The 19,905-nt window shown below is 58.2% G+C and carries 25 protein-coding genes and 1 pseudogene; 11 read left to right on the top strand and 15 right to left on the bottom strand.

The features are described 5' to 3' along the window. Both ilvA and VGL70_04240 read left to right on the top strand, forming a co-directional pair. Positions 1–973, top strand: a 973-nt coding sequence (ilvA, locus tag VGL70_04245) for a threonine ammonia-lyase (GenBank protein ID HEY3302731.1), incomplete at its 5' end; no start/stop codon positions are given. Positions 974–976: 3 nt separating this feature from the next. Next, positions 977–1,573, top strand: a complete 597-nt coding sequence (locus tag VGL70_04240) for a transposase (protein HEY3302730.1) — start codon at positions 977–979, stop codon at positions 1,571–1,573. A gap of 117 nt (positions 1,574–1,690) precedes the next feature. On the opposite strand, the gene VGL70_04235 is transcribed toward VGL70_04240, so the two are convergent. The 4 genes and pseudogenes from VGL70_04235 to VGL70_04220 all read right to left on the bottom strand — a co-directional run bounded on the left by VGL70_04235 (position 1,691) and on the right by VGL70_04220 (position 4,534). Continuing rightward, on the bottom strand, positions 1,691–1,966 hold the full coding sequence (locus VGL70_04235) for a TMEM165/GDT1 family protein (protein ID HEY3302729.1): 276 nt from the start codon (positions 1,964–1,966) through the stop codon (positions 1,691–1,693). 12 nt (positions 1,967–1,978) lie between these two features. Continuing rightward, a complete protein-coding gene (locus VGL70_04230) occupies positions 1,979–3,508 on the bottom strand; it encodes an alpha-amylase family glycosyl hydrolase (GenBank protein ID HEY3302728.1) in 1,530 nt (509 codons plus the stop codon). A 262-nt stretch (positions 3,509–3,770) separates the two neighbouring features. Continuing rightward, positions 3,771–4,100, bottom strand: a pseudogene (locus VGL70_04225) (hypothetical protein). A 5-nt stretch (positions 4,101–4,105) separates the two neighbouring features. Further along, complete coding sequence (locus VGL70_04220; protein HEY3302727.1) at positions 4,106–4,534, bottom strand: universal stress protein; 429 nt, start codon at positions 4,532–4,534, stop codon at positions 4,106–4,108. Positions 4,535–4,557: 23 nt separating this feature from the next. Between VGL70_04220 and VGL70_04215 the strand changes: the two genes are divergently transcribed. The 4 genes from VGL70_04215 to VGL70_04200 all read left to right on the top strand — a co-directional run bounded on the left by VGL70_04215 (position 4,558) and on the right by VGL70_04200 (position 6,922). Further along, complete coding sequence (locus tag VGL70_04215; protein ID HEY3302726.1) at positions 4,558–4,995, top strand: Hsp20/alpha crystallin family protein; 438 nt, start codon at positions 4,558–4,560, stop codon at positions 4,993–4,995. 65 nt (positions 4,996–5,060) lie between these two features. Next, the gene (locus tag VGL70_04210; protein HEY3302725.1) at positions 5,061–5,966 is read left to right on the top strand and encodes a universal stress protein; all 906 of its coding nucleotides are present in this window, start codon (positions 5,061–5,063) and stop codon (positions 5,964–5,966) included. A gap of 28 nt (positions 5,967–5,994) precedes the next feature. Then, on the top strand, positions 5,995–6,492 hold the full coding sequence (locus VGL70_04205; GenBank protein HEY3302724.1) for an OsmC family protein: 498 nt from the start codon (positions 5,995–5,997) through the stop codon (positions 6,490–6,492). A 133-nt stretch (positions 6,493–6,625) separates the two neighbouring features. Continuing rightward, entirely contained in the window at positions 6,626–6,922 is a 297-nt protein-coding gene (locus tag VGL70_04200; GenBank protein HEY3302723.1) for an SHOCT domain-containing protein, read from the top strand. 25 nt (positions 6,923–6,947) lie between these two features. On the opposite strand, the gene VGL70_04195 is transcribed toward VGL70_04200, so the two are convergent. The 6 genes from VGL70_04195 to VGL70_04170 are packed head-to-tail and all read right to left on the bottom strand — an operon-like array spanning position 6,948 to position 13,389. Further along, entirely contained in the window at positions 6,948–7,448 is a 501-nt protein-coding gene (locus VGL70_04195; protein HEY3302722.1) for a universal stress protein, read from the bottom strand. Positions 7,449–7,492: 44 nt separating this feature from the next. Continuing rightward, a complete protein-coding gene (locus VGL70_04190; GenBank protein ID HEY3302721.1) occupies positions 7,493–7,918 on the bottom strand; it encodes a DUF2267 domain-containing protein in 426 nt (141 codons plus the stop codon). 45 nt (positions 7,919–7,963) lie between these two features. Then, a complete protein-coding gene (gene katG, locus VGL70_04185) occupies positions 7,964–10,168 on the bottom strand; it encodes a catalase/peroxidase HPI (GenBank protein HEY3302720.1) in 2,205 nt (734 codons plus the stop codon). A 17-nt stretch (positions 10,169–10,185) separates the two neighbouring features. After that, positions 10,186–11,301, bottom strand: a complete 1,116-nt coding sequence (locus tag VGL70_04180; protein ID HEY3302719.1) for a Phenylacetic acid catabolic protein — start codon at positions 11,299–11,301, stop codon at positions 10,186–10,188. A gap of 4 nt (positions 11,302–11,305) precedes the next feature. Continuing rightward, entirely contained in the window at positions 11,306–12,370 is a 1,065-nt protein-coding gene (locus tag VGL70_04175) for a hypothetical protein (protein HEY3302718.1), read from the bottom strand. Positions 12,371–12,378: 8 nt separating this feature from the next. Beyond that, a complete protein-coding gene (locus tag VGL70_04170; GenBank protein HEY3302717.1) occupies positions 12,379–13,389 on the bottom strand; it encodes a sugar phosphate nucleotidyltransferase in 1,011 nt (336 codons plus the stop codon). A gap of 228 nt (positions 13,390–13,617) precedes the next feature. On the opposite strand from VGL70_04170, the gene VGL70_04165 reads away from it, so the two are divergent. Together VGL70_04165 and VGL70_04160 are read left to right on the top strand one after the other, a co-directional pair. Then, positions 13,618–14,103: a YbaK/EbsC family protein gene (locus tag VGL70_04165; GenBank protein HEY3302716.1), complete on the top strand. Its 486-nt coding sequence runs from the start codon at positions 13,618–13,620 to the stop codon at positions 14,101–14,103. 429 nt (positions 14,104–14,532) lie between these two features. Beyond that, the gene (locus VGL70_04160; protein ID HEY3302715.1) at positions 14,533–15,036 is read left to right on the top strand and encodes a universal stress protein; all 504 of its coding nucleotides are present in this window, start codon (positions 14,533–14,535) and stop codon (positions 15,034–15,036) included. Here VGL70_04160 and VGL70_04155 read toward each other — a convergent pair. Then, a complete protein-coding gene (locus VGL70_04155; GenBank protein HEY3302714.1) occupies positions 15,033–15,569 on the bottom strand; it encodes an HPF/RaiA family ribosome-associated protein in 537 nt (178 codons plus the stop codon). The genes VGL70_04160 and VGL70_04155 overlap by 4 nt on opposite strands. A gap of 451 nt (positions 15,570–16,020) precedes the next feature. Between VGL70_04155 and VGL70_04150 the strand changes: the two genes are divergently transcribed. Further along, positions 16,021–16,470: a CBS domain-containing protein gene (locus VGL70_04150; protein HEY3302713.1), complete on the top strand. Its 450-nt coding sequence runs from the start codon at positions 16,021–16,023 to the stop codon at positions 16,468–16,470. A gap of 42 nt (positions 16,471–16,512) precedes the next feature. Next, positions 16,513–17,160, top strand: a complete 648-nt coding sequence (locus tag VGL70_04145) for a phosphoribosyltransferase family protein (protein ID HEY3302712.1) — start codon at positions 16,513–16,515, stop codon at positions 17,158–17,160. A gap of 50 nt (positions 17,161–17,210) precedes the next feature. On the opposite strand, the gene VGL70_04140 is transcribed toward VGL70_04145, so the two are convergent. Then, entirely contained in the window at positions 17,211–17,639 is a 429-nt protein-coding gene (locus VGL70_04140; protein ID HEY3302711.1) for a CBS domain-containing protein, read from the bottom strand. A 314-nt stretch (positions 17,640–17,953) separates the two neighbouring features. On the opposite strand from VGL70_04140, the gene VGL70_04135 reads away from it, so the two are divergent. Next, positions 17,954–18,145 (top strand): hypothetical protein, encoded by a 192-nt coding sequence (locus VGL70_04135; protein HEY3302710.1) that lies wholly within the window; start codon positions 17,954–17,956, stop codon positions 18,143–18,145. A gap of 96 nt (positions 18,146–18,241) precedes the next feature. Here VGL70_04135 and VGL70_04130 read toward each other — a convergent pair whose 3' ends face one another. From VGL70_04130 to VGL70_04120, 3 genes are read right to left on the bottom strand one after another with little or no spacing between them, the layout of a single operon-like run. Continuing rightward, positions 18,242–18,718 (bottom strand): universal stress protein, encoded by a 477-nt coding sequence (locus VGL70_04130; GenBank protein ID HEY3302709.1) that lies wholly within the window; start codon positions 18,716–18,718, stop codon positions 18,242–18,244. Positions 18,719–18,753: 35 nt separating this feature from the next. After that, positions 18,754–19,356: a CBS and ACT domain-containing protein gene (locus tag VGL70_04125; protein ID HEY3302708.1), complete on the bottom strand. Its 603-nt coding sequence runs from the start codon at positions 19,354–19,356 to the stop codon at positions 18,754–18,756. Positions 19,357–19,368: 12 nt separating this feature from the next. After that, entirely contained in the window at positions 19,369–19,731 is a 363-nt protein-coding gene (locus VGL70_04120) for a TraR/DksA C4-type zinc finger protein (protein HEY3302707.1), read from the bottom strand. Positions 19,732–19,905: the final 174 nt, after the last annotated feature.

Genomic DNA, 19,905 nt, shown 5'->3' with positions numbered 1-19,905 from the left:
CATGGCGCTGGCTTTTCATAGCCAGCGGCTGGGGATTCCTTCCACGATCGTGATGCCGGTTCACGCGCCGCTCATCAAGGTAGCTTCGGTGCGCCGTTACGGGGCGCGCGCGATCCCGTATGGGTCCGACTACGATTCGGCTCTCGAAGAGGCTGAGCGTATCGGCCGCGAAGAAGGCCTGACGTTTATTCATTCGTTCGACGATCCCTGGGTCATCGCCGGCCAGGGGACGCTCGGCCTGGAGCTGCACGAACAGTGTCCGGAGTTGGATTCAGTCGTTGTGCCGGTCGGCGGCGGCGGTTTGATCGCCGGAGTCGCGTTGGCGTTGAAGGAGCGCAAGCCCGGCATTCGCATTATCGGCGTGCAGGCGGAGCGGATTCCATCGATGAAGGCGGCCATGGAAGCGGGTAAGGTGCTCCATCTCCCCCCGGCAACGACCATCGCCGACGGCATTGCCGTGCGCGCGGTGGGCGAGCTTCCGCTCCGGATCGCGGAGAAGTACGTGGATCGAATCGTCACGGTGAGCGAGGAGGAAATCGCCAACGCCGTCTTGTTGCTGCTCGAAATCGAAAAGACGGTCGCCGAGGGCGCCGCCGCGGTTTCCCTCGCCGCTCTCGTCAACGGCAAGATCGATTTCAAAGGAAAGAATGTGGCGCTGATTATTTCCGGCGGCAACATCGACATGAATCTCATTTCCCGGATCATCGAGAAGGGCTTGATTCAAGACGGCCGGGTGATCCGCCTTTCAGTCGTCGTGCCCGATCGGCCGGGACACCTCGCCGCGCTGGCGCAGTCGATCGCCAAAGAGGGCGCCAACATCCTGCAGATCGAGCACGTGCGCGGCTTCGGCGAAATCTCGATCGGCGAGACCGAAGTGGAGCTGATTCTCGAGACCACGGGCCACGAGCACGGCCAAAAGATTCACCAGGCGCTCGAACGGGCGGGCTTCCACGCCCGCGTCCGGACGAGCTGACGCATGGCATACGATCCGGAAAGACACCACCGGCGCTCGATCCGGTTAAAAGACTATGACTACGGGCAATCAGGGGCGTATTTCGTCACCGTCGTCACACATGATCGAGCCTGCTTGTTTGGCGATGTTGCCGACGGAGAAATGCGGTTCAACGAGGCGGGTGCAATGATTGGACATTGGTGGATAGAATTGAGCCGCAAATTCCCCACAGTCGAAACGGACGAATTCGTGATTATGCCAAATCATTTTCATGGGATTGTCGTCATCGCAGGTCCGACTGTAGGGGCCGACCTGCGTGTCGGCCCTTTTGGAAAGGACGCTATTCAGAGGGGCGCACACACAGGTGCGCCCCTACACACCGTCGTCCAATGGTTTAAAACGATGACGACGAACCAATACATGCGTGGTGTGAAAACATTGGGTTGGACAACGTTTCAGGGTCGATTGTGGCAGCGAAATTATTATGAACACGTCGTTCGCAATGAAGAATCTCTCAATCGGATTCGGCAATACATTGTAGACAACCCGACTCGTTGGACAATCGATCCCGAGAATCCGGCGGCAACAAACCTTGAACCGAAGGATGCGTGGCGCGTCTGACGGATTTCGGCAGGGCCCCTACGACCGGCGCCCGCCCTGTAGGGGCCGACCTGTGTGTCGGCCCTCTTGCGGAGGGCGCACAGACAGGTGCAGAGGGGCGCACACACAGGTGCGCCCCTACTGCCTGTTGTTCCCCAACAGCATCCATGTTCCGATGAAGATGAATCCGATTCCAGCAACGAGCCGCAGCGCGGACGGAGAAATAGCCCGCGAGATTTGCGACCCGAAAAGAACCGCGAGGAGACTCGAAAAAACCAGCGCGGCCGAGGCGGCCGCAAAGACCGCCGCCCGGCTGAGGTTCCGATCCGTCGCGAAGAGCAAGGTCGCCAACTGAGTCTTGTCTCCGAGCTCAGCGATAAAAACGCTCAAAAACACCACCAGCAGCGCTTTCAAAGAGGCCTCCTTTCATCGGATCAACACCACGATCGAGCGGGTTTTGACGACGTAGTCCGGCGACGTCAACTGGACTTCCTTACCCGGCGCCGAGAAATCTTCCGGGCTCTCCAGGCCCGTGTCGATGACCCGTCTCCACTCCCCGGCCGAGCCTTGCTGAATCGTAAACGTCAAATCCTCCCAGTAGGCGTTGACCATGACGTAGATATCGGCGTCGTCGTGAGACGAGCCGGCGAGATAGAAAGCCAGACTGTGCGAATCGTGGGACAGGTCCGGTGACAGTCCGACGCCGTGCCAGCGGACATCCTCGCGCCAGAAACGGCTGCGGCAGAGCGAGCGATGCGTCTTGCGGAAGGCGATCATTAACTGAAAAAAGCGGAAAATATCCCGCTGGCGGTCGAGGCGGCTCCAATCGAGCCAGCTCGTCTCGTTGTCCCGGTTGTACGGGTTGTTGTTGCCGCCCTGGGTCTGCATGAACTCGTCGCCGGCGCGAAACATCGGCGTGCCGTTGGATAAAAACAAAAGGCAGCAAAAGTTTTTGATCTGCCGCTTGCGCAGCCGCATGACGTCATCGGGAACGTTCTCATCCCCCTCCCAACCGCAGTTCCAACTATAGTTTTCGGAAGGTCCGTCGGTATTGTCGTGACCGTTGGCCTGGTTGCGCTTCCGGTCGTATGACACCAGATCGTAAAGCGTGAAGCCGTCGTGCGAGTCGATATAGTTCACGCTTTGATAGGCATGGTAGGCGTTCATGCGATCGTCGGGAAAAAGATCGTCGCTGCCGTAGAGCCGGGTCATGATCGCGGGCACCATGCCGGCATCGCCTTTCATGAAGCGGCGGGCATCGTCGCGAAACCGGCCGTTCCACTGGAACCAGGTGATCCCGGGAAGGCTGCGGCCGAGCTGAACCATGCCGGTGGCGTCCCACGGCTCGGCGATCAATCTCACGTTGGCCAGGTCCGGGTCCGAGGCGATGTCGGCGAAGAGTTGCGGGTCTTCGAGGTCGACCGAACCGTCCCGGTTTCGGCTGAAGATGGAAGCGAGATCGAAGCGGAAGCCGTCGACGCGCATCTCTCTCGCCCAATAGCGCAAGCTGTCGAGGATCATCTTGCGGACGTAACGGTTTTCGCAGTTGAGCGTATTCCTGGCGCCGGTGAAGTTTTCGTAGGGGTCCCAGGGCCGGTCGGAGATGAGATAATAGGTGCTGTTGTCGATGCCTTTGAAGCTGTAGATCGGGCCGTCATGATCGCCTTCGCCGGTGTGGTTGTAAACGACGTCGAGGATGACTTCGATCCCGGCGGCGTGCAGCGCGTCCACCATGGCGCGGAACTCGTTGTGCTGCTCGCAGACGCACGAGGCCTCTCCGGTCGCGTATCCCTGATGCGGCGAGAAAAAATTGATCGGCATGTAGCCCCAGTAGCTTCCCTCCTGCGGGTCGCACTGAAAAACCGGCATCAGCTCGACCGCCGTGACGCCCAGCTCTTTCAGGTACGGGATCTTTTCGATCACGCCGAGGTACGTGCCGCGCTTTTTCGGAGCCATTCCGGAGCTGGGATTTCGGGTGAAGCCTTTGACGTGCAGCTCGTAGATGATCGTATCCGACTCGTGATGGACGGGTTTCTCGCTGCGCCAGTCGAAGGTGTGCTCGCCACGCGGCGATGAGTCCCAGCGGCGCCTTGCCGACGTTGGCGCCGGCCCGCGCGGCGGCTGAGCGGTCGAAATCTTTCGGGAAGAAGATCGACTCGGCGTAGGGGTCCAACAGAATCTTATCCGGGTCGAAGACGTGCCATTCGAAGCGGCCGTTCGGCGGCGGGCCGGAGACGCCGTAGGCGTAATAGCGGGCGTTTGTAATCGCGGCGGCGGGCATGCGGCAATGCCAGATTCGGCCGGATTTATTTTTCAGGTAATCCATCCGGTAGCTCACAGCCGGATGGACGACGTCATCATCCGTATACAATAGCAGCGTGACGCTCTCGGCGTGCTTCGAATAGAGCGCGAAGTTGTAGGCGTTCTCTTCCTCGATCCTACTGACGCCCTGAGGGAACGGCGATCCTTCTGCGCTCGCCCAGCTTTCCGTCGACGACACTTGCTCGAGCGCGCGAGCATGTCTCTGCGGGACGATCTGCCTGCGCATCGCTTTTACTTCTTTACCACCAGAACGGGGCAGGCTGCATAGCGTAGCGTTCTTTCCGCAACGCTCCCCAGCACGGCCCGTTCCAGACCCGTTCGACCGTGGCTGCCCATAACGATCATCGCGGCGCGGGATTTCTTCGCCTGCTCCGCGATGACGCGGGCGGCGTCGGCGCCCTCAAAGACGAGCGGCCGGAAGCGGTTCTTGTGCAAGCCCTGCCGGCGCGCCATTTTCTCTAAGGCGTATCTCGCCTGTCTTTCCATGGAAGAAAAATATGTCGGCAGCAAGGCCCCAACGGGATAGCTCAACGGCGCAACGACGTGAACCAGGATCAATTTCCGGGTTTCTTTACCGGCGAGCCTGGCGGCATGCCTGAAAGCGCCTTGGGAGCCGCGTGAGAAATCGATCGGCACGAGATAGTTCTTCGATTTTGCCATGACGCCTCCGCTATTCGTTCAAGATGAAAGAGCAGGACGCATGCCAGGGAAAAGAGAGGAAAGTCAGCCGGCATACGGCCGCATCATCTTGGTATTTTGCATGGATGAAAAAATGCGCCGGCGGAAATCGCAAGAATGCAAAAAACGGCGTCCGGTTGTTTCGGAAGATGGCTTATTTCCAGCGGTGCCGGACGGGGCATATTTTTTGCTCCACAAAACGATGTCGAGAAAGTTGTCGTCGTTTACAGATTCCAAACAGGAGGAGCCGTCATGTCGAAGCAAGAAATAACCAAGGAAAAGAAAGCGGTCGCTCTTACGGCTCTTTCAGCCGCAGCGTCGAGCTGCCGGCCGAGGTTCATGGGGAAAAGGCCCGCGCCAGCTTCAAGAACGGCGTGTTGGAGATTCGTCTCCCCAAGACGGAGGAAGCCAAGAAAAAAGAAGTCCAGGTGAAAGTCGAGTGAGGGGGGTTCGGGAGCGGGCATAGATTCGGCGCCGGGCATCGCGCCCGCGCGGGAGGGGAGTAAGGATGTATAAAAATATTCTGGTTCCGTTGGATGGGTCGCAGGTCGCCGAGCAAGTGTTGCCTTATGCCCGCTCGCTTTCGGAGACGATGCGGCTCGACGTCGAGCTGTTGCACGCTGTCGAGCCTGAAATCATCGCGACCTATTCGGACCCTAACCATGGCCGGTACGTCGACATCGTCGAGTCGACGTTAAAAGAGGAAGGGCTCAAGTATCTCCACGGAGTCGGGCGCTCTTTCGCCAAAACATCGAAGGTCGCCTGCGCTACGGAATTCGGCAAGCCTGCGGACGTAATTGTTTCGAAAGCAGCGGGCCGGCCCGGTACGCTGATTACGATGGCGACGCACGGGCGCTCGGGCTTGCAGCGCTGGCTGCTCGGAAGCGTAGCCGAGAAAGTCATCCAGTTGGCGGCCAATCCCCTGCTTCTGGTAAGAGCGAGCGCCGAGACGAAAAACGTTCCGCAGGTCTTTAAGACCATTATCGTTCCTCTCGACGGCTCTCGAAGATCGGAGCAAGCGCTCCCACACGCCAGCGAGATGGCCAGGCGGCTCGATCTGGAAGTCGTCCTGCTCCGGGTCTACACGATCCCCGTCATGGGATTCACCGCGGAGGATTATTATACGCCGAGTCTCGAGCAGATCCTGGAAAAGGCGAAGGAAGAGGCGAGAAGCTACATCGACGAAAAAGCCGGCGAGCTGAAGCGCGAGGGGCTGAAGCGGGTATCTGCCAGATTCTTGGAAGGCGAGAGCGCCGATCAGATCATCGACCTGGCGAAAAAAACGCCGGGCAGCCTGATCGCCATGTCCACCCACGGACGTTCCGGAATCGAACGGCTGGTGCTGGGGAGCGTCACGAGCCGCGTCGTGCGCCACTCGGGAGAGCCCGTGCTGGTGATCCGCGCGTCGGGATAGGGAAGAGTGTTGGGAGTCCTAAACTTAGATGAAAAACGAGGACAGTTTCTCTTATCAGGCGGAAATCGAGTGGACCGAAGGACTCAGAGGGAATCTTCGATTTCCAAAGCTGCCTACTCTCGAAGTGGCGGCGCCGCATGAATTTCAAGGCCCCGGAGGGGGTTGGTCCCCGGAATATCTCTTCGTCGGGGCGGTGGCCTCATGCTTTATGCTGACATTTCTCGCCTTGGCCGAGCGCTCAAAGCTTGAGTTGGCAAGCGTCGCGGTTTCAGCCGAGGGTAAATTACAGAAGGTTTCACAGACCGGCTATCAAATCACTGAGGTGTCTCTCAAGCCTACAGTCGTCGTCCGCCGCATCGATGACACGCAACGGGTTGAACGGCTTTTGAAGAAAGTGGAGCAGAGCTGCTTCATTGCGGCTTCGATCAAGAGCCGGCTTGTAGTTGTGCCGCAGATCTATCACAAGCAGATCCCGGCTTATCCGTGTCCAGCAGTCTCTGAAACCTGCGTGTCAGTGTTTCATTAATCGGACTTCCGCGCCGGGGGGGAGTGCTTCTGCTCCCGTCAGGCTCTTTCGGTTTGAGCGAAGCAGGAAAAAAATCGATTGAAGGACGTTCGTTGGCAGGAGGAACTGTACGGAGCGAATCGAGCAGGGGCTAATGGCTCTGATGATAAACTGGCTGCTGCCTGGAGCAGTGTGGGCCCAGGAACGTTACTATGAGTGGGGTTGGGGGATGCATCCGATGTGGTGGGGAGCATGGGGATTCGGGATGATGTTGATGATGCTTGTTCTTTGGGGCCTGGTGATCGTCGGCCTGGTAGTCGGTATACGCTGGCTCTTTGGTCAGGGCAAGAAATCGCGCTCCGATTCGGCCTTCGAGATTCTGCGGCGGCGATATGCGCGAGGAGAGATCAATAAGGAAGAGTTCGAGGAGAAGAAGAAAGACCTAAGGTAAGGCGAATTAGAGGAATCCTGCTCCGTCAATAAAGCGTGACGGATCGTTCGACCGCGGCTTTGACCCGACTTGCCGTCCGGTCCGGAACCGTCAGGACCGGACAGGCCGCCAGCCGCACGACCTTTTCCGCCACGCTTCCCAGCAAAAGATGAGACATGCCGGTGCGGCCGTGAGTCCCCATCACGATTAAGTCCGCTTTCTCCCGGCGCGATGTCTTCAAGATCTCGTCGTAGGCAGTCCCGCTTGCCAGGCGGGTTTTTACCGCCAGCTCTTTTTCGATCAGCTCTTCGCGCAGGTTTTTCAGGAGAGCGCCCGCGGTCTTTTCCAGAGCGCGGCGGTGATCGATCACGTGCAGCGTATCCGTCACGCTGTAGGGCAAGGATTCGATGACGTGGAGCAAAAGAATTTCAGCGCCCGATTCTTTGGCGAGAATCGCCGCGTAGTCCATCGCACGTCGCGACGGCCCGGAAAAATCGCTCGGGACCAAAATCTTCTTAATGCCCGCCGGCGCCCGTTTTCTCTTCATGGCTTCTCCTTCTGGGCATGAGACTCGGCTTTGACCCCTCCGCCTTACGCCCACAGCGCGCGCACTTCGCCCGGCAGAATGTGGCCGATGTCGTCGACCTCGCCCCGGCTGATGTTTCTGCGCAACAATTTAAACACCGCGCGCACGACCTTTTCCGGAACCACGCTCGGGTCGTTCTTGAAATAGTCCTCGACGCGGGCGAGAAATTCTTTTTTGTGGCGCTCTTTGACCGGCGTGCCGGCCGGATGCCAGCCCTCGAAATAAAATCCGCGGACGAGCATCGGCAGCTGCGCGGCCAAGTCGGCCGCTTCCTCCACGGTGAGCCGGTCGCGCAAGGTGTGCAGCACGGCCCGAAGCGCCAGGTACGCCTTGTGCTCGTCCGTCCAGTCCAGCTCCTGCATCAAATCCGTGAGCCAGATATGGGTTTTGTCCAAGGTCTTGGCGAAAATTTCATTGATCGCTGCGTTCATGGGAACCTCCTTTGTTGTTCTCCTTCTTGCCGGCCACAACGGCCCTCAGGCGAGGTCGAAGCGATCAAGGTTCATCACCTTGGTCCAGGCCGCTACGAAGTCCTGGACAAACTCCCTCTGCGCGTCCGCGCTGCCGTAGACCTCGGCCAGAGCCCGGAGCTGGGAATTCGAACCGAAGATGAGATCAACGCGCGTGCCGGTCCACTTGACTTCGCCAGTCTTGCGATCGCGCCCTTCGAACACGTCCTTGGCGTCCGATACCCCTTTCCACTCCGTGCCCATGTCGAGCAGGTTCACGAAGAAGTCGTTTGTCAGCGCTTCCGGCCGCTTGGTAAAGACGCCGTGTTTCGTCTGTCCGAAGTTGGCGTTCAAGGCGCGCATGCCGCCAACGAGAACCGTCATCTCGGGCGCGGTCAGCGTCAGCAATTGCGCCTTCTCGACCAGCAACTCCTCGGCCGATACCGAGTACTTGGTCTTGAGATAGTTTCGGAAGCCATCCGCGATCGGTTCGAGGACGGCGAAGGAGACCACATCGGTCTGCTCCTGCGAGGCATCCATGCGTCCCGGCACGAAGGGCACCGTCACATCGTGACCAGCCTTCTTTGCAGCTTGCTCGACGCCTACAGAACCGCCCAGAACGATCAGGTCGGCGAGCGAGACCTTCTTTCCGCCAGTCTGGGCGCTGTTGAACGCGCTCTGGATGCCCTCGAGAGTCTTGAGGACCTTCCCCAGCTCGGCCGGCTGGTTGACTTCCCAATCCTTCTGCGGCGCGAGGCGAATTCGGGCGCCGTTCGCACCGCCGCGCTTGTCGGAGCCACGGAAGGTGGACGCCGACGCCCAGGCGGTCGACACGAGTTGGGATATGGACAGCCCCGATGCCAGGATCTTGCCCTTGAGGGAGGCAATGTCCTGCTCATTAATCAATTTGTGATTGACCGCGGGGATGGGATCTTGCCAGATAAGCTCTTCGGCAGGAACCTCCGGGCCGAGATAGCGTGCGCGCGGGCCCATGTCGCGGTGCGTCAGCTTGAACCATGCGCGGGCGAATGCGTCTGCAAACTGATCCGGATTCTCCATGAAGCGCCTTGAAATCTTTTCGTAGGCGGGGTCGAACCTCAAGGAAAGGTCAGTGGTCAGCATGGCTGGCGCGTGACGCTTCGACGGGTCGTGGGCATCCGGCACCGTTCCGGCGCCTGCGCCACCCTTCGGTTGCCACTGATGCGCACCGGCCGGGCTCTTGGTCAGTTCCCATTCGTAGCCGAACAGGTTCCAGAAGAAGTTGCTGCTCCACTTCGTTGGCGTGGTGGCCCAGGTGGCCTCCAGGCCGCTGGTGATCGTGTCACCGCCTTTCCCCGTGCCGAAGCTGCTCTTCCAGCCGAGGCCTTGCTCCTCGATGCCGGCCGCTTCGGGCTCAGGCCCCACATGGGACGCAGGGCCGGCGCCGTGGGTCTTGCCGAAGGTGTGGCCGCCGGCAATTAGCGCGACGGTTTCTTCATCGTTCATGGCCATGCGAGCGAACGTCTCGCGGATATCCCTGGCCGCCGCGATCGGATCGGGGTTGCCATTCGGGCCTTCCGGGTTGACGTAAATCAGCCCCATCTGAACCGCAGCGAGCGGATTCTCGAGGTTTCGGTCGCCGGAGTAGCGTTTGTCATCCAGCCACTTGTTCTCAGAGCCCCAGTAGTTCTCTTCCGGCTCCCAGACGTCTTTACGACCGCCGCCGAAGCCGAAGGTCTTGAATCCCATCGACTCCAGGGCGACATTGCCCGCGAGGATCATGAGATCGGCCCATGAAATTTTCCGGCCATACTTCTGCTTGATCGGCCAAAGCAGCCGGCGCGCCTTGTCGAGGTTCGCGTTGTCGGGCCAACTGTTGAGGGGAGCGAAGCGCTGCTGGCCGGCACCGGCGCCGCCGCGACCGTCACCGGTGCGGTACGTGCCGGCGCTATGCCATGCCATGCGGATGAACAAAGGTCCGTAGTGGCCGAAGTCCGCCGGCCACCAGTCCTGCGAGTCGGTCATCAGCACACGAAGGTCCTTCTTCACGGCCGCCAGATCGAGGCTCTCGAACTCTTCGGCGTAGTTGAAATCCCCGCCCATCGGATTGGACTTGGACGAATGCTGGTGCAGGATACCGAGCTTCAACTGGTTCGGCCACCAGTCGCGGATCGACGTACCAGCGGTGTGGTTGAACGGGCACTCGGCGATCGGGCTTCCGCTCGCCGTGGTCAACCTTTTTTTCTCGTCCATAATCGTTCTCCTTTTTTTTAGTTGGCGGCGATCCATCCCGCCGCTTGGGTAATCTTTTGAATCTGCAGCCGGTCGGATTGTGAAGGAAGGACTTCGCCCAAATGATGGGCGTAACCTGCCTCGTCCAGCAATTCTCCTTTTACGCTGAAACGTTTGTCTTTGTTTTCCCCGATCCCTCTTCTGAATTTCAGGTCCGGCACGTACAACTCGGGGAGTCCGTCGGCGATTTCCTTGTTGAGCAACGCCACGAGGTTCTGCACTTCTTTGTAATAAAGCGCCCGCGCGGCCTCGTTCAGCGCTTCCCGGTCTGTAACCGGGCCTGCCTTCCCTTCGTCGAACCGGCCTTTCAAGCCCCAGAGGTAAGCGTTGCCCGCGCCCTTGGAGCGCTCGTAGCCGAAGAGATCGAAGCAGACCGGAAGCCAGCGGTTCAAAACTTTCTGCACGATCGCGACCGGAACTTTGTCGGCGCGGAGGATTCTCTGGAGACCGGTGAGGCCGGTGAGCAAGTGAAACGACTCCTCGTTCAACATCGGCCCCATACTGCCGGCGAGCGGGCCGAAGCCGGAGTGGCTCAGCATCTTGAGCTGGTACATGCCGTCGCGATCGACAAACGCGGTGAAGGTGAAGAAATCGAGCCAGTCCTCCACCGGCTCGTTGAACGCGCCGAGCAGCCGCTCCTTCTTGTCGGAGCGTCTTTCGAGGAGTTTCCGCGCCTCGGCTTTGCCGTCGTCGCCGAAGTAGCGCACCAGAAGATGGCTCATCTGCCAGCCGTGGCGCATCTCCTCGGCGTTGATGCGCACGATCGCGCGCAGGTCTTTTTCCGAGGGCGCGGAGGACAGAAGTCTCCTCTGCTGCTCGACGGAGGCAAACTCCGTGTCGCCCTGGACCGCGATCAGCCGCAGGAGCAGGTCCTTGATCTCCGAGCGGGGGATTTCGCTCGTGTCCTGCCACCTGCGCCCGCCGGCGAACTCGCCGAAACCGATCTCCGCGGGAATGGCGAGGGCGAATTTTTCGCCGAATTCGTAGCCGTGCAGAACGGAGGCAAAGAGCTTGGTGTCGTAGTCGATGTCCTTCTGCCAGACGTGAAAGAGATCTTTCCAGTCGTCGAACGTCTCGACTCTTTTGCTCTGCATGCAGTCAAATCTCCTTGAAGATATAGGGCGCCAGCGTCTCCAGTTTCTTTTCCCTCGTGTTCGGATCAAGAAACCACAATGTTGCCGCGATGCTGCTGAGGAGCGAGTTGCCGTCCTGCGGAGTGAAGCACATGCCCACCAGCTCGCAGGCGTTCTTCATCGTTAAAGTATTCGAGGCGATCACGGTCTGGTTGAGGATGCGGCCGAACAGCCCGTGGTCGCGGCCGAAGGAGAAAACCGACGCCGACGATTTTTTATTGGTGAGCGCGATCCTCGGGTTGCCTTTGATCCGTCGCATCACCTCGTCCATGGCTACGGCTCGGCGAAGTTTCACATTGAAATAGATCGTGTGCATGTACTGCGTGTTGAGCTTGAGCGCCGAGGAATAGATGTCGAGATCCAGACCGAGCGTCTTGAACACGTAGTGCGCGTCCCTTCCCTGGTGCGTGCCGAAGCGCGGGTCGTCGTGCTTGCCGACCTCCGGGGCGGGAATGAATTCCCCTTCCTGGCTCAAGTCGTTGGCGCGCCGCATACAGACGAAGCGTCCCTCTTCCAGGTTATTTTCCTTTTCCGGTCCGAGGGCGATCGTGTCGATCAGAACGGCGAGGTTGTGGGTGTTGCAGCTCACGACCTGAAGGAACTGGTCCTTCTCCCGGTCGAGCGCGCGCTCGTTGATGCCGCAGGCATACATCTTGCCAAAGCCATATTCGCTTCCTTGAGCGATAAATCCCCGGCCGTTACCGGCGAAGCGCTGGTAAATCTTTTCTTTGTTATCGTTTCCCACCGGCGTGCAATCGATCACGACGCTGGCCCGGTCGAGCGCCTGCTCGGCGTCGTAGACAGGCTCCATGCCCATCCGCGTGAAGTTTGACCAACTCTCTTTATCGACGCAAAGCCTGGCCCCTCTTTGGGTGAGGACGGTCACCTTTGAGCGATCCGTCACAAGGGGGGTGCGCTTATGGAAGGTGACCTCGTCGATGCCGAACGGCTCGCGAAAAGTATTGAGGATGCCGATCAGCGGTTCGCCGATCGTTCCGGTTCCGACGACGTGGACGATTTTTTTTCCCATGAGCCTTTTCAAACGACCGAGCCCAGCCTTAAGGCGGCTGGCAGTCGCGACAAATCGCCTGCTTCCTGCTCCAATCCATTTACCCGGACGCCCGCTTCGAATTTTTTAAGCGCGCCGAGGAGCCGAGGCTCCGATCCCCAGTCGCTCCAGGTCACGCCGCGCACCGGAAGAACCAGCAGGCGGGAGGCGTGCTTTCGCGCAAAGACCTCCAGAAGTCCGGTCGAGAAATTCACCGACTCGATCGACCGGTAGGTTTTTGCGACCGCCTCCCGCTCGCTGCTTGTCCCGATCGCCCTACGGATGCGCTGAAAAAAGCTGTGCAGCCGCGGCGATACGCTGCGGACAAGTTCTATGAGTGTTTTTGCCCTGCAAACCATCACCATCGTGTTCCACAACCCGCCGGCGGCGAGCAATTCGCGTGCTCCGTCGAGATCCGGCTTTTCGTGAAAGCCTAGGACCGGACGCACGGCCAGTGGCGCCAGAGGCTTCAGCTCGCTTCCCGGCAGGATATAGCCGTAATCCGTCTCAGGACTGTCGGGCTTGATGCCCAGCAGCACCAAAAAGTCGGGGCAGCGCTCGACCAACCGGCACGCCAGATCGACATGCGCCATGAAGAGTTCTTCCTCGACGATGAAATGGTCCGACGGAAAGACCACGACGGTGGCGTTGGGATGGCGGGCGTAAACGTGGGCCAGGGGAAGCAAGAGTCCCGGAGCGGTTTCTTTATTCTCGGGCTGGACGATGACGTTACGGTATTCGCGGGCGGAGAGTTGGCGGCGCACTTCAGGATAACGCAGGTGATCCTGACCGACGACCGTATAAACACGCCGCGGATCGATAACTCTCTCCGCCCGCGCCAGGGTGTGCTCGAGCATGGAGCGGCGGCCGATGATATTCAGATATTGCTTCGGCAGCCGATCCCCACGAATTCGATGGATGAAAGACTGAAGCCGCTTTCCTTCCCCGGCCGCTAAAACAATTCCACACCGCTCCGGCAAGCGGACTTCGCTTGTATCCATCGCTCACCTCCTCCTGGTAACTCGCAATGGACATGCCACGCGCGCATATTCCGATCCTTAACGACCGCAAAGCTTTTCTTGAAATGATTCCATGATTCTTCCCACCGGTGAGAATCTGGGGCGGGAAGCGTAGCAAAAGTGCGAAACATTGAGGGCTGCGGCCGAGATTATCCGTGGATTCTGCGGCATGGTTCTTGCGCATTTTTCTCTTTAGCAAGGAGGCCAAAGATGCCGATACTAGGTAAACTGAAGAAAACTTTGGACGAAGCAAAGATCTCTTACGAGATCTACAACCATCGCCTGTCCTTCACCGCTCAGGAAACCGCCCAAAGCCTGCGCCACTCAGGAAAGAAAATGGCCAAGGTGGTTATCCTCAAGGCCAACGGCTCTTACGCGATGGCCGTCGTGCCGGGAAACCGAATGGTCAGCTTGAGAAAGGCGCGGCTTGCGCTGGCGGCGAGAGACGTCTCGGTAGCCGGCGAAAAGGAATTCGACGCGCTCTTTCCCGGCTGCGAGATCGGCGCGATGCCGCCGTTCGGCAACCTTTTCGGCCTGCCGGTCTATGTCGATCCCGCGCTCGAGACAGAGGAGGAAATCTTCTTCAACGCGGGGAACCACCAGCAAACCGTGAGGATGAGCTACGGGGATTTTAGGAAGCTCGTCAATCCCATGATTATCTCGTTGACCGAAAGCAGATATCGCAAGGCCGCCTGAAGAGCCGATATGGTGCTTGAAGCTCAACGCCGGGCCGGTCCGCGCCGTCTATCGCGGAGAAATAGTACTTTCGCGATCGCATAAGCGAAGACGGCGGCTACAAGAACAAACAATTCGAAGGCCCTGTCGTAATACGCCATGCTCTCTTGGCCGACGCAGCCTGCCGTCAAAATTGCGAGAAGCATGATCAGGATCCAGCGCAAACGAGGGGAACCTCAATGTCTAACCTGAATGCAAATGCCTTGCCGCAGCCGTGACGCCGGAAAATATCGGAATCGATGCGATTTTGACAACGATAACCGCACATCCTTCGCAAACTTGCAAAACGGCGAGAAAAATTCATACCGCCGGCGCGACTTTGATATGGCACGGTTTGTGCGCCTCGTATCGCCTGATCGAAAGCCATTTGCATCGGGCGGAGGAGGCCGGATGAGCAAGATCAAAAATATCCTCGCGTTGACGGATCTGTCTAAATTCTCTGAGGAAGGGGTGCGCTATGCGCTGAACTTGGCCCGGACTCTGGGCGCGGAAGTCACCGTCTACCACGTGGTGAATTGCAGCGATCTGGCGGAGCCGTTTCGCTTATCTGCCGAGAGCGGTTGGATCGACATCACGTCGCCGCAGTATGAGCGGCTGCGGAAGAAAAGCCAGCTCGATCTCGCCCGATTCCTCAATCAACACTTTTCGGATCTCGTTCCCTGGGTGAGGATCCGGGAGAGAGTGGAGATCGGCGTGCCGGAAAAAAACATCGTCGAATGGGTGAAAAGAGAAGGCGCGGACCTGGTGGTGATCTCGACCGATGCGCCGAGTGATTTATCCAGGCGGTTTTTCGACAGCCTGGCGGCCAAGATCGTAGTCAATATTCCTTGCCCGGTTCTTTGTCTTCATCCGGCAGAAGAAAACGGGCTCCAAAAGATCGCCGCGGCAGGTTAGTGGCGTGATGAAAATTTCACCGTGCTGGCTTGGGGTCCGTTGGCGTCCTGCTCTTCGGCGAAGGTGACCTCAGTGCCTACTTGCAGCCGGGCGAACCCCGGCTCAAGCACGCTGTTGCCGTGGAAGTATATTTCCCTGCCATCGGCGGTCTCGAGAAACCCGAAACCCTTATCTGAGAAGATTTTTGCGACGCGCCCCAGAGGCATCGGCTCATGGACTTTCATAACCCCGCGGCGGCGCCGGGCGAAGTCCTGGAGCTTGCGACGAGCGGCATCAAAGGCGTCGCGGATGGCAACATAGATGTCTTTGTGCGAGGCGTGCAGGCTCGGCTCTCGATCGATCACGATCTCGCCGCCGGGGAGCGTCAGGTCGATGCGCACGTGGTAAAGCTTGCCTTTACGGTGGTGCCGGTGCGGCGCTTCGACCAGGACTCTACACCCCATGATTTTTTCATAAAAATCGTCGAGCTTGGCCGCTTTCTCGCGAATGTTGGTCTCGATCGCCTCGGAAGGAGGCATGTTGCGAAACGTCACTTGCAGCGGGAGTTCGATGGCGTGTTCCTCCTGACTAGAAGATGAACTTCTTAGACTTCGAGCGAATGATTCGTTGTCCAATTATTGTGCCAGCCATGGCCAATGCGTAATCGAGCAAGCGCGGGGAGTGTTCTGTATTTTAGGTTCTTTTATTTCCCACGAATGAAAAACTTTCGCAGCCTTAAATCCCAATCGTGAGAAATTTCCGAGGCCGATCGAAAGGATCGCCGTCGTCTTCCCGTCCATGGGGCATGAATATTGCTGCCTTACAAATAATTCGCCGGATGCCCATGCCGGTAAGGGGCTTTTAACTTAGGGAGGTCTTATGTTGGATCGATCTCGAACCTCCGGACTCGGCAGCCAAAAGACGAAGAAAGAAGATCCGTCCTGCCTTCGTTGGACAGGACCGGCTGGGAGCAGAGTAAACAACTCGACGGAAGTCCGTCACCGTATGAGCTTGTCGCCCATCACGATCGGCCCGAATGCGCCGCTCGCCGACGCGATCCGTCTTTTTGTCAAACATAATATCCGGGAGCTGCCCGTGCTCGAGCGCGGCAAGCTCATCGGGATCGTCACCGATCGCGACATCCGCCAGGTTTCTCCTTCCTATCCGCTGTTCCGTGACGAGCAGGAAATCCGCGATCACCTGCAGAACATGCAAGTCTCCTGCGCGATGAGCCCCGATCCGCTCGTGGTCTCGCCGGCGACCGGATTGATCGAAGCGGCGAATCTGATGATTCAATACCGGATCGGTTCTTTGCCCGTGGTGGAGGAGGGAAAACTCATAGGAATTATCAGCGTCACGGACCTGCTCCAATTGTTCGTCGAGCAACACGACGGCGGGTCGAGCGGCAAATCTTTTGGACGCCGCGACAACCACGGCCGATCCGGCAAGGCCTAGAGTTTGCGCGGAACCAGGCAAAGGGCGAAGAGAGAGGGAACTATGTTATTCAAAAACCGCGAGCACGCCGCCCATCTGTTGGCGCAAAGGCTGACTTCCTACAGAGGCAAGAATCCCTTGGTTCTGGCCATCCCGCGCGGCGCCGTTCCCATGGCCAAGATCATCGCCGAGGCGCTCGGCGGAGAATTGGACGTCGTCTTGGTGCACAAACTCGGCGCGCCCGGCCAACCGGAGCTCGCCATAGGGTCTGTGGACGAATCCAGCGAGGTTTATCTATCCGAACGCCTTCCTGAGCTGGGAATCGGCACGGACTACATCGCTGCGGAGGCGCGAAGGCAATTCGAACGACTGCAAAAACGCCGCTCCATGTATACTCTGCGGCCGGCGATTGATCCATCGGGACGAATCGTCATCGTCGTGGACGACGGCATCGCCACGGGCGCGACGATGATCGCCGCGCTGCGCAGCATCCGGACGAAGAAACCGGAGCGGCTGATCGCGGCGACGGCTGTCGCACCGCCGCGAACGCTCCGCCGGATGACTGCGGAGTCGGACGAGGTGGTTTGCTTGCAGCGCCCGGCGGAATTTTCGGCGGTCGGTGAGTTTTTCAAAGACTTCTCTCAGGTGACCGACGAAGAGGTTGTGGAAATCCTCAGCAGAAGCCATTTGAACCGGACGGCCGAAGGCTGAGATCCATTTGATGCGGCAAGCGCCGCCTCGACAGTCCCGACGATCTTGGACTACGCGGTCCCGGTCGGTAGCATTTCTCCGACCGTCCTGCCTAGATCCGACATCTCGCCGCTCAACAACGCGATAATGTCGTCCATGGTGACGATCCCCAACACCTCATCCATGCCGTTAACGATGGGAACGCGGCGGACTCGGTGAACCCGCATAAGGTTGGTGAGCTGTTGAAGGCTCTGCTCCACCGGGATCCTGACCGGGCTGTGGCTCATGACCTCCCGCGCCTTGGTCTTCTGCGGATTCCTGCTCTCTCCCGTCACCTTCAAAGCAATATCGCGGTCGGTCAGAATGCCGCACATCTTGCCGCGCTCCTGAACGACGAGGCAGCCGATGTTGTTCGTTTCCATGAGACGGCAGGCCTCCAAGATATTGCTTTCCGGAGAGATGCTGATGACTTTGCGTTGGCAAAATTCTCGTAGCGACATGGCCATCTCCTTTTTCGATTATTTTCTAAGAAAAATATTCCGCAACTAGCGTGCCAGGAAAATCGATCAAAGCCTGAGAGTTTAAGGCGGCTCTTTGTCAAAACTGGCACAAACGAGTCTCTTTTGCTTTGCATTCCTGCGATTCTCCTGTTTTTCGCATCGGCGAGTGCTCAGGGCTTAACTCTTCCTGACTTTGAGAATAACCGAGCCGCGCTCGCATCGGGCTAGCCTTAAAAAGCGCGATTTTCGTTTGAAATATTGCGAAGCCCCGCCCGGTATTAAATTTGCTCCTTACCAATTCAGGAGGAAATGCGATGAATGCTTTAAGAAAAAATGTCGAAGATCCGGCACTGGTCACGACCGTGGGAGACTTAGTCGGGGCTGTCATAGATGCGTCGATGGAGGTCGTGGACGATGAGCAAGAAGCCTATCGCATTGCCGAACTCGTGCTGAACAATATGCTGCGGCTCACGAGCAGCGTTGCTGTTCGACGGCCGTTACGATGAACGGCTTGTGCACGAGGTATAAGGGTCGTCGTCATAAAAACTTTTCGCCAGGAGGGAATAATCTTCAGGGTTAACTTTCATAATGACCCTTCGCTCTCAGGCGGCGATCCCCGATGTTCTGGATGTGTACGCCGGATGGATTGATAGCACGGGACAGGAAGCCGTTCTGACGACCTTTTCCGTGACGCTTCCAATCAGCGCGTGTAGCAAACCCATCCAACCGTGCGTGGACATGACGATGAGATCGGCTTTTTCCTCCTTAGCCTTTTTGACGATCATTTTATAAGAAACTCCGAAGCCCACATCCTGCCGAATGGAGACTTGAGGGAGCAAATCCGCGCAGGTAATCTTGAGGAATCCGTCAAGCATTTTTTTGTGCTTCTCGATGAGCCGATCAGCCGTGTAAAACTCATCATGCCTGTACAGCCAGTCCTCGGAAGGTCCGGCGACATTATAGACAACAACCTCCGCTCCTTCGGACTTGCCCACCTCGAGACCGTACCTCAGGCCTGCTCTAGACAATTCGGATAGGTCCGTGGGAGCAAGTATTTTTCTTATTTTCATTTGAGCCATGGTCCGTTTCTACGAGCCGGGGCGTTGGGGAGGGCTCATGCGTGGACTCCGAGAACGGTAAAGCCTCTCCGTTTCAGGATCTCGGCAAGACGGTTGGGATCGGCGGACCGCAGGCGGAGATAGAAGATCGAGTCCCCATCCCATTTCTCCCGATGCGTCCCGAGACTTAAGATCTCAGCTCCTTCCTCTTGGAGGACTTTTGACGCTTCCGCCAGGGTGGGCTCCTCACCGCCCGTCAAAAAATCGATTCTCGAAGTCCCTTCCTCGGAAGCTCCCATCACGTCCAAAAATGTCTGGAGCAGATCGCTCGTGGTGATGACGCCGACGAGCTTGTGCTCCTCAACCACGGGAAGGCCTCCGATCTTGCGCTTGAGAATCAGCTGGGCCGCTTTTTCAATGGTATCCCTGGGTGAGACCGTTGCCAGAATCACGGTCATCACGGCATTTACTTTGATCTTCTCCAGTAGACCCATATATTGACGCAGGTCGCGATCGGTCACGATGCCGATCAGCCTGTCATTATGGACCACCGGGACGCGCCGAAATCCTCCGGTTTTCATCTTTTCCTGGACGGTGGAAAGGAAATCATCCGGTCCGATCACCACCGGATTCTCGGTCATGTGTTTGCCGACGATCACGAACGGCTCCTTTTATGCCGCCGCTTCGAAGGTCTCTCTGAACTCGCGGCATTCCCGGCAAAACTCGGTCTGGGGGAAAGAGTTCAGGCGCGCCGGTTCGATCGGCCGATGGCAAGCGCGGCACGAGCCGAAGGTCCCGTTTCGTATACGGGCGATCGCGCGCTCGACGCCCGCAAGTTCAGCTCGGTAAAGCTCCGTCAGGTGATCGACGGTTCGCGCTGCATTATCGTCCCACGCTTGATCCACCCAATCGAAGTGGCGGTTCCCAGTAACCTCCTCGCTCTCTTGTCTGAGGTGCTCGAGGACCGCGGCGATCTCCTGTCTTCTTCTGAGAAGCCTTTCTTCGTGTCTCCTGATCGCGATTGTTGTTTCCATAAACGGCTCCTCCCGGATGATGAATCCAGCAAAAATGATGCCCTCGGAAAATCCGCGATTCGGAGGCGGGAAGCGCGCGGGTTTTTGCACAAGTGAAACTCCGTCTTCTCCGGTTCCGATTTATGCGAAAACGAGCACGCGATCGCGCCTGAAACGCGGCCAAATCCGTGCCTT

The sequence above is a fragment of the Candidatus Binatia bacterium genome (assembly GCA_036504975.1).
GTDB lineage: Bacteria > Desulfobacterota > Binatia > UBA9968 > UBA9968 > JAJPJQ01.
This window is presented reverse-complemented; position numbering and strand designations above follow the sequence as displayed.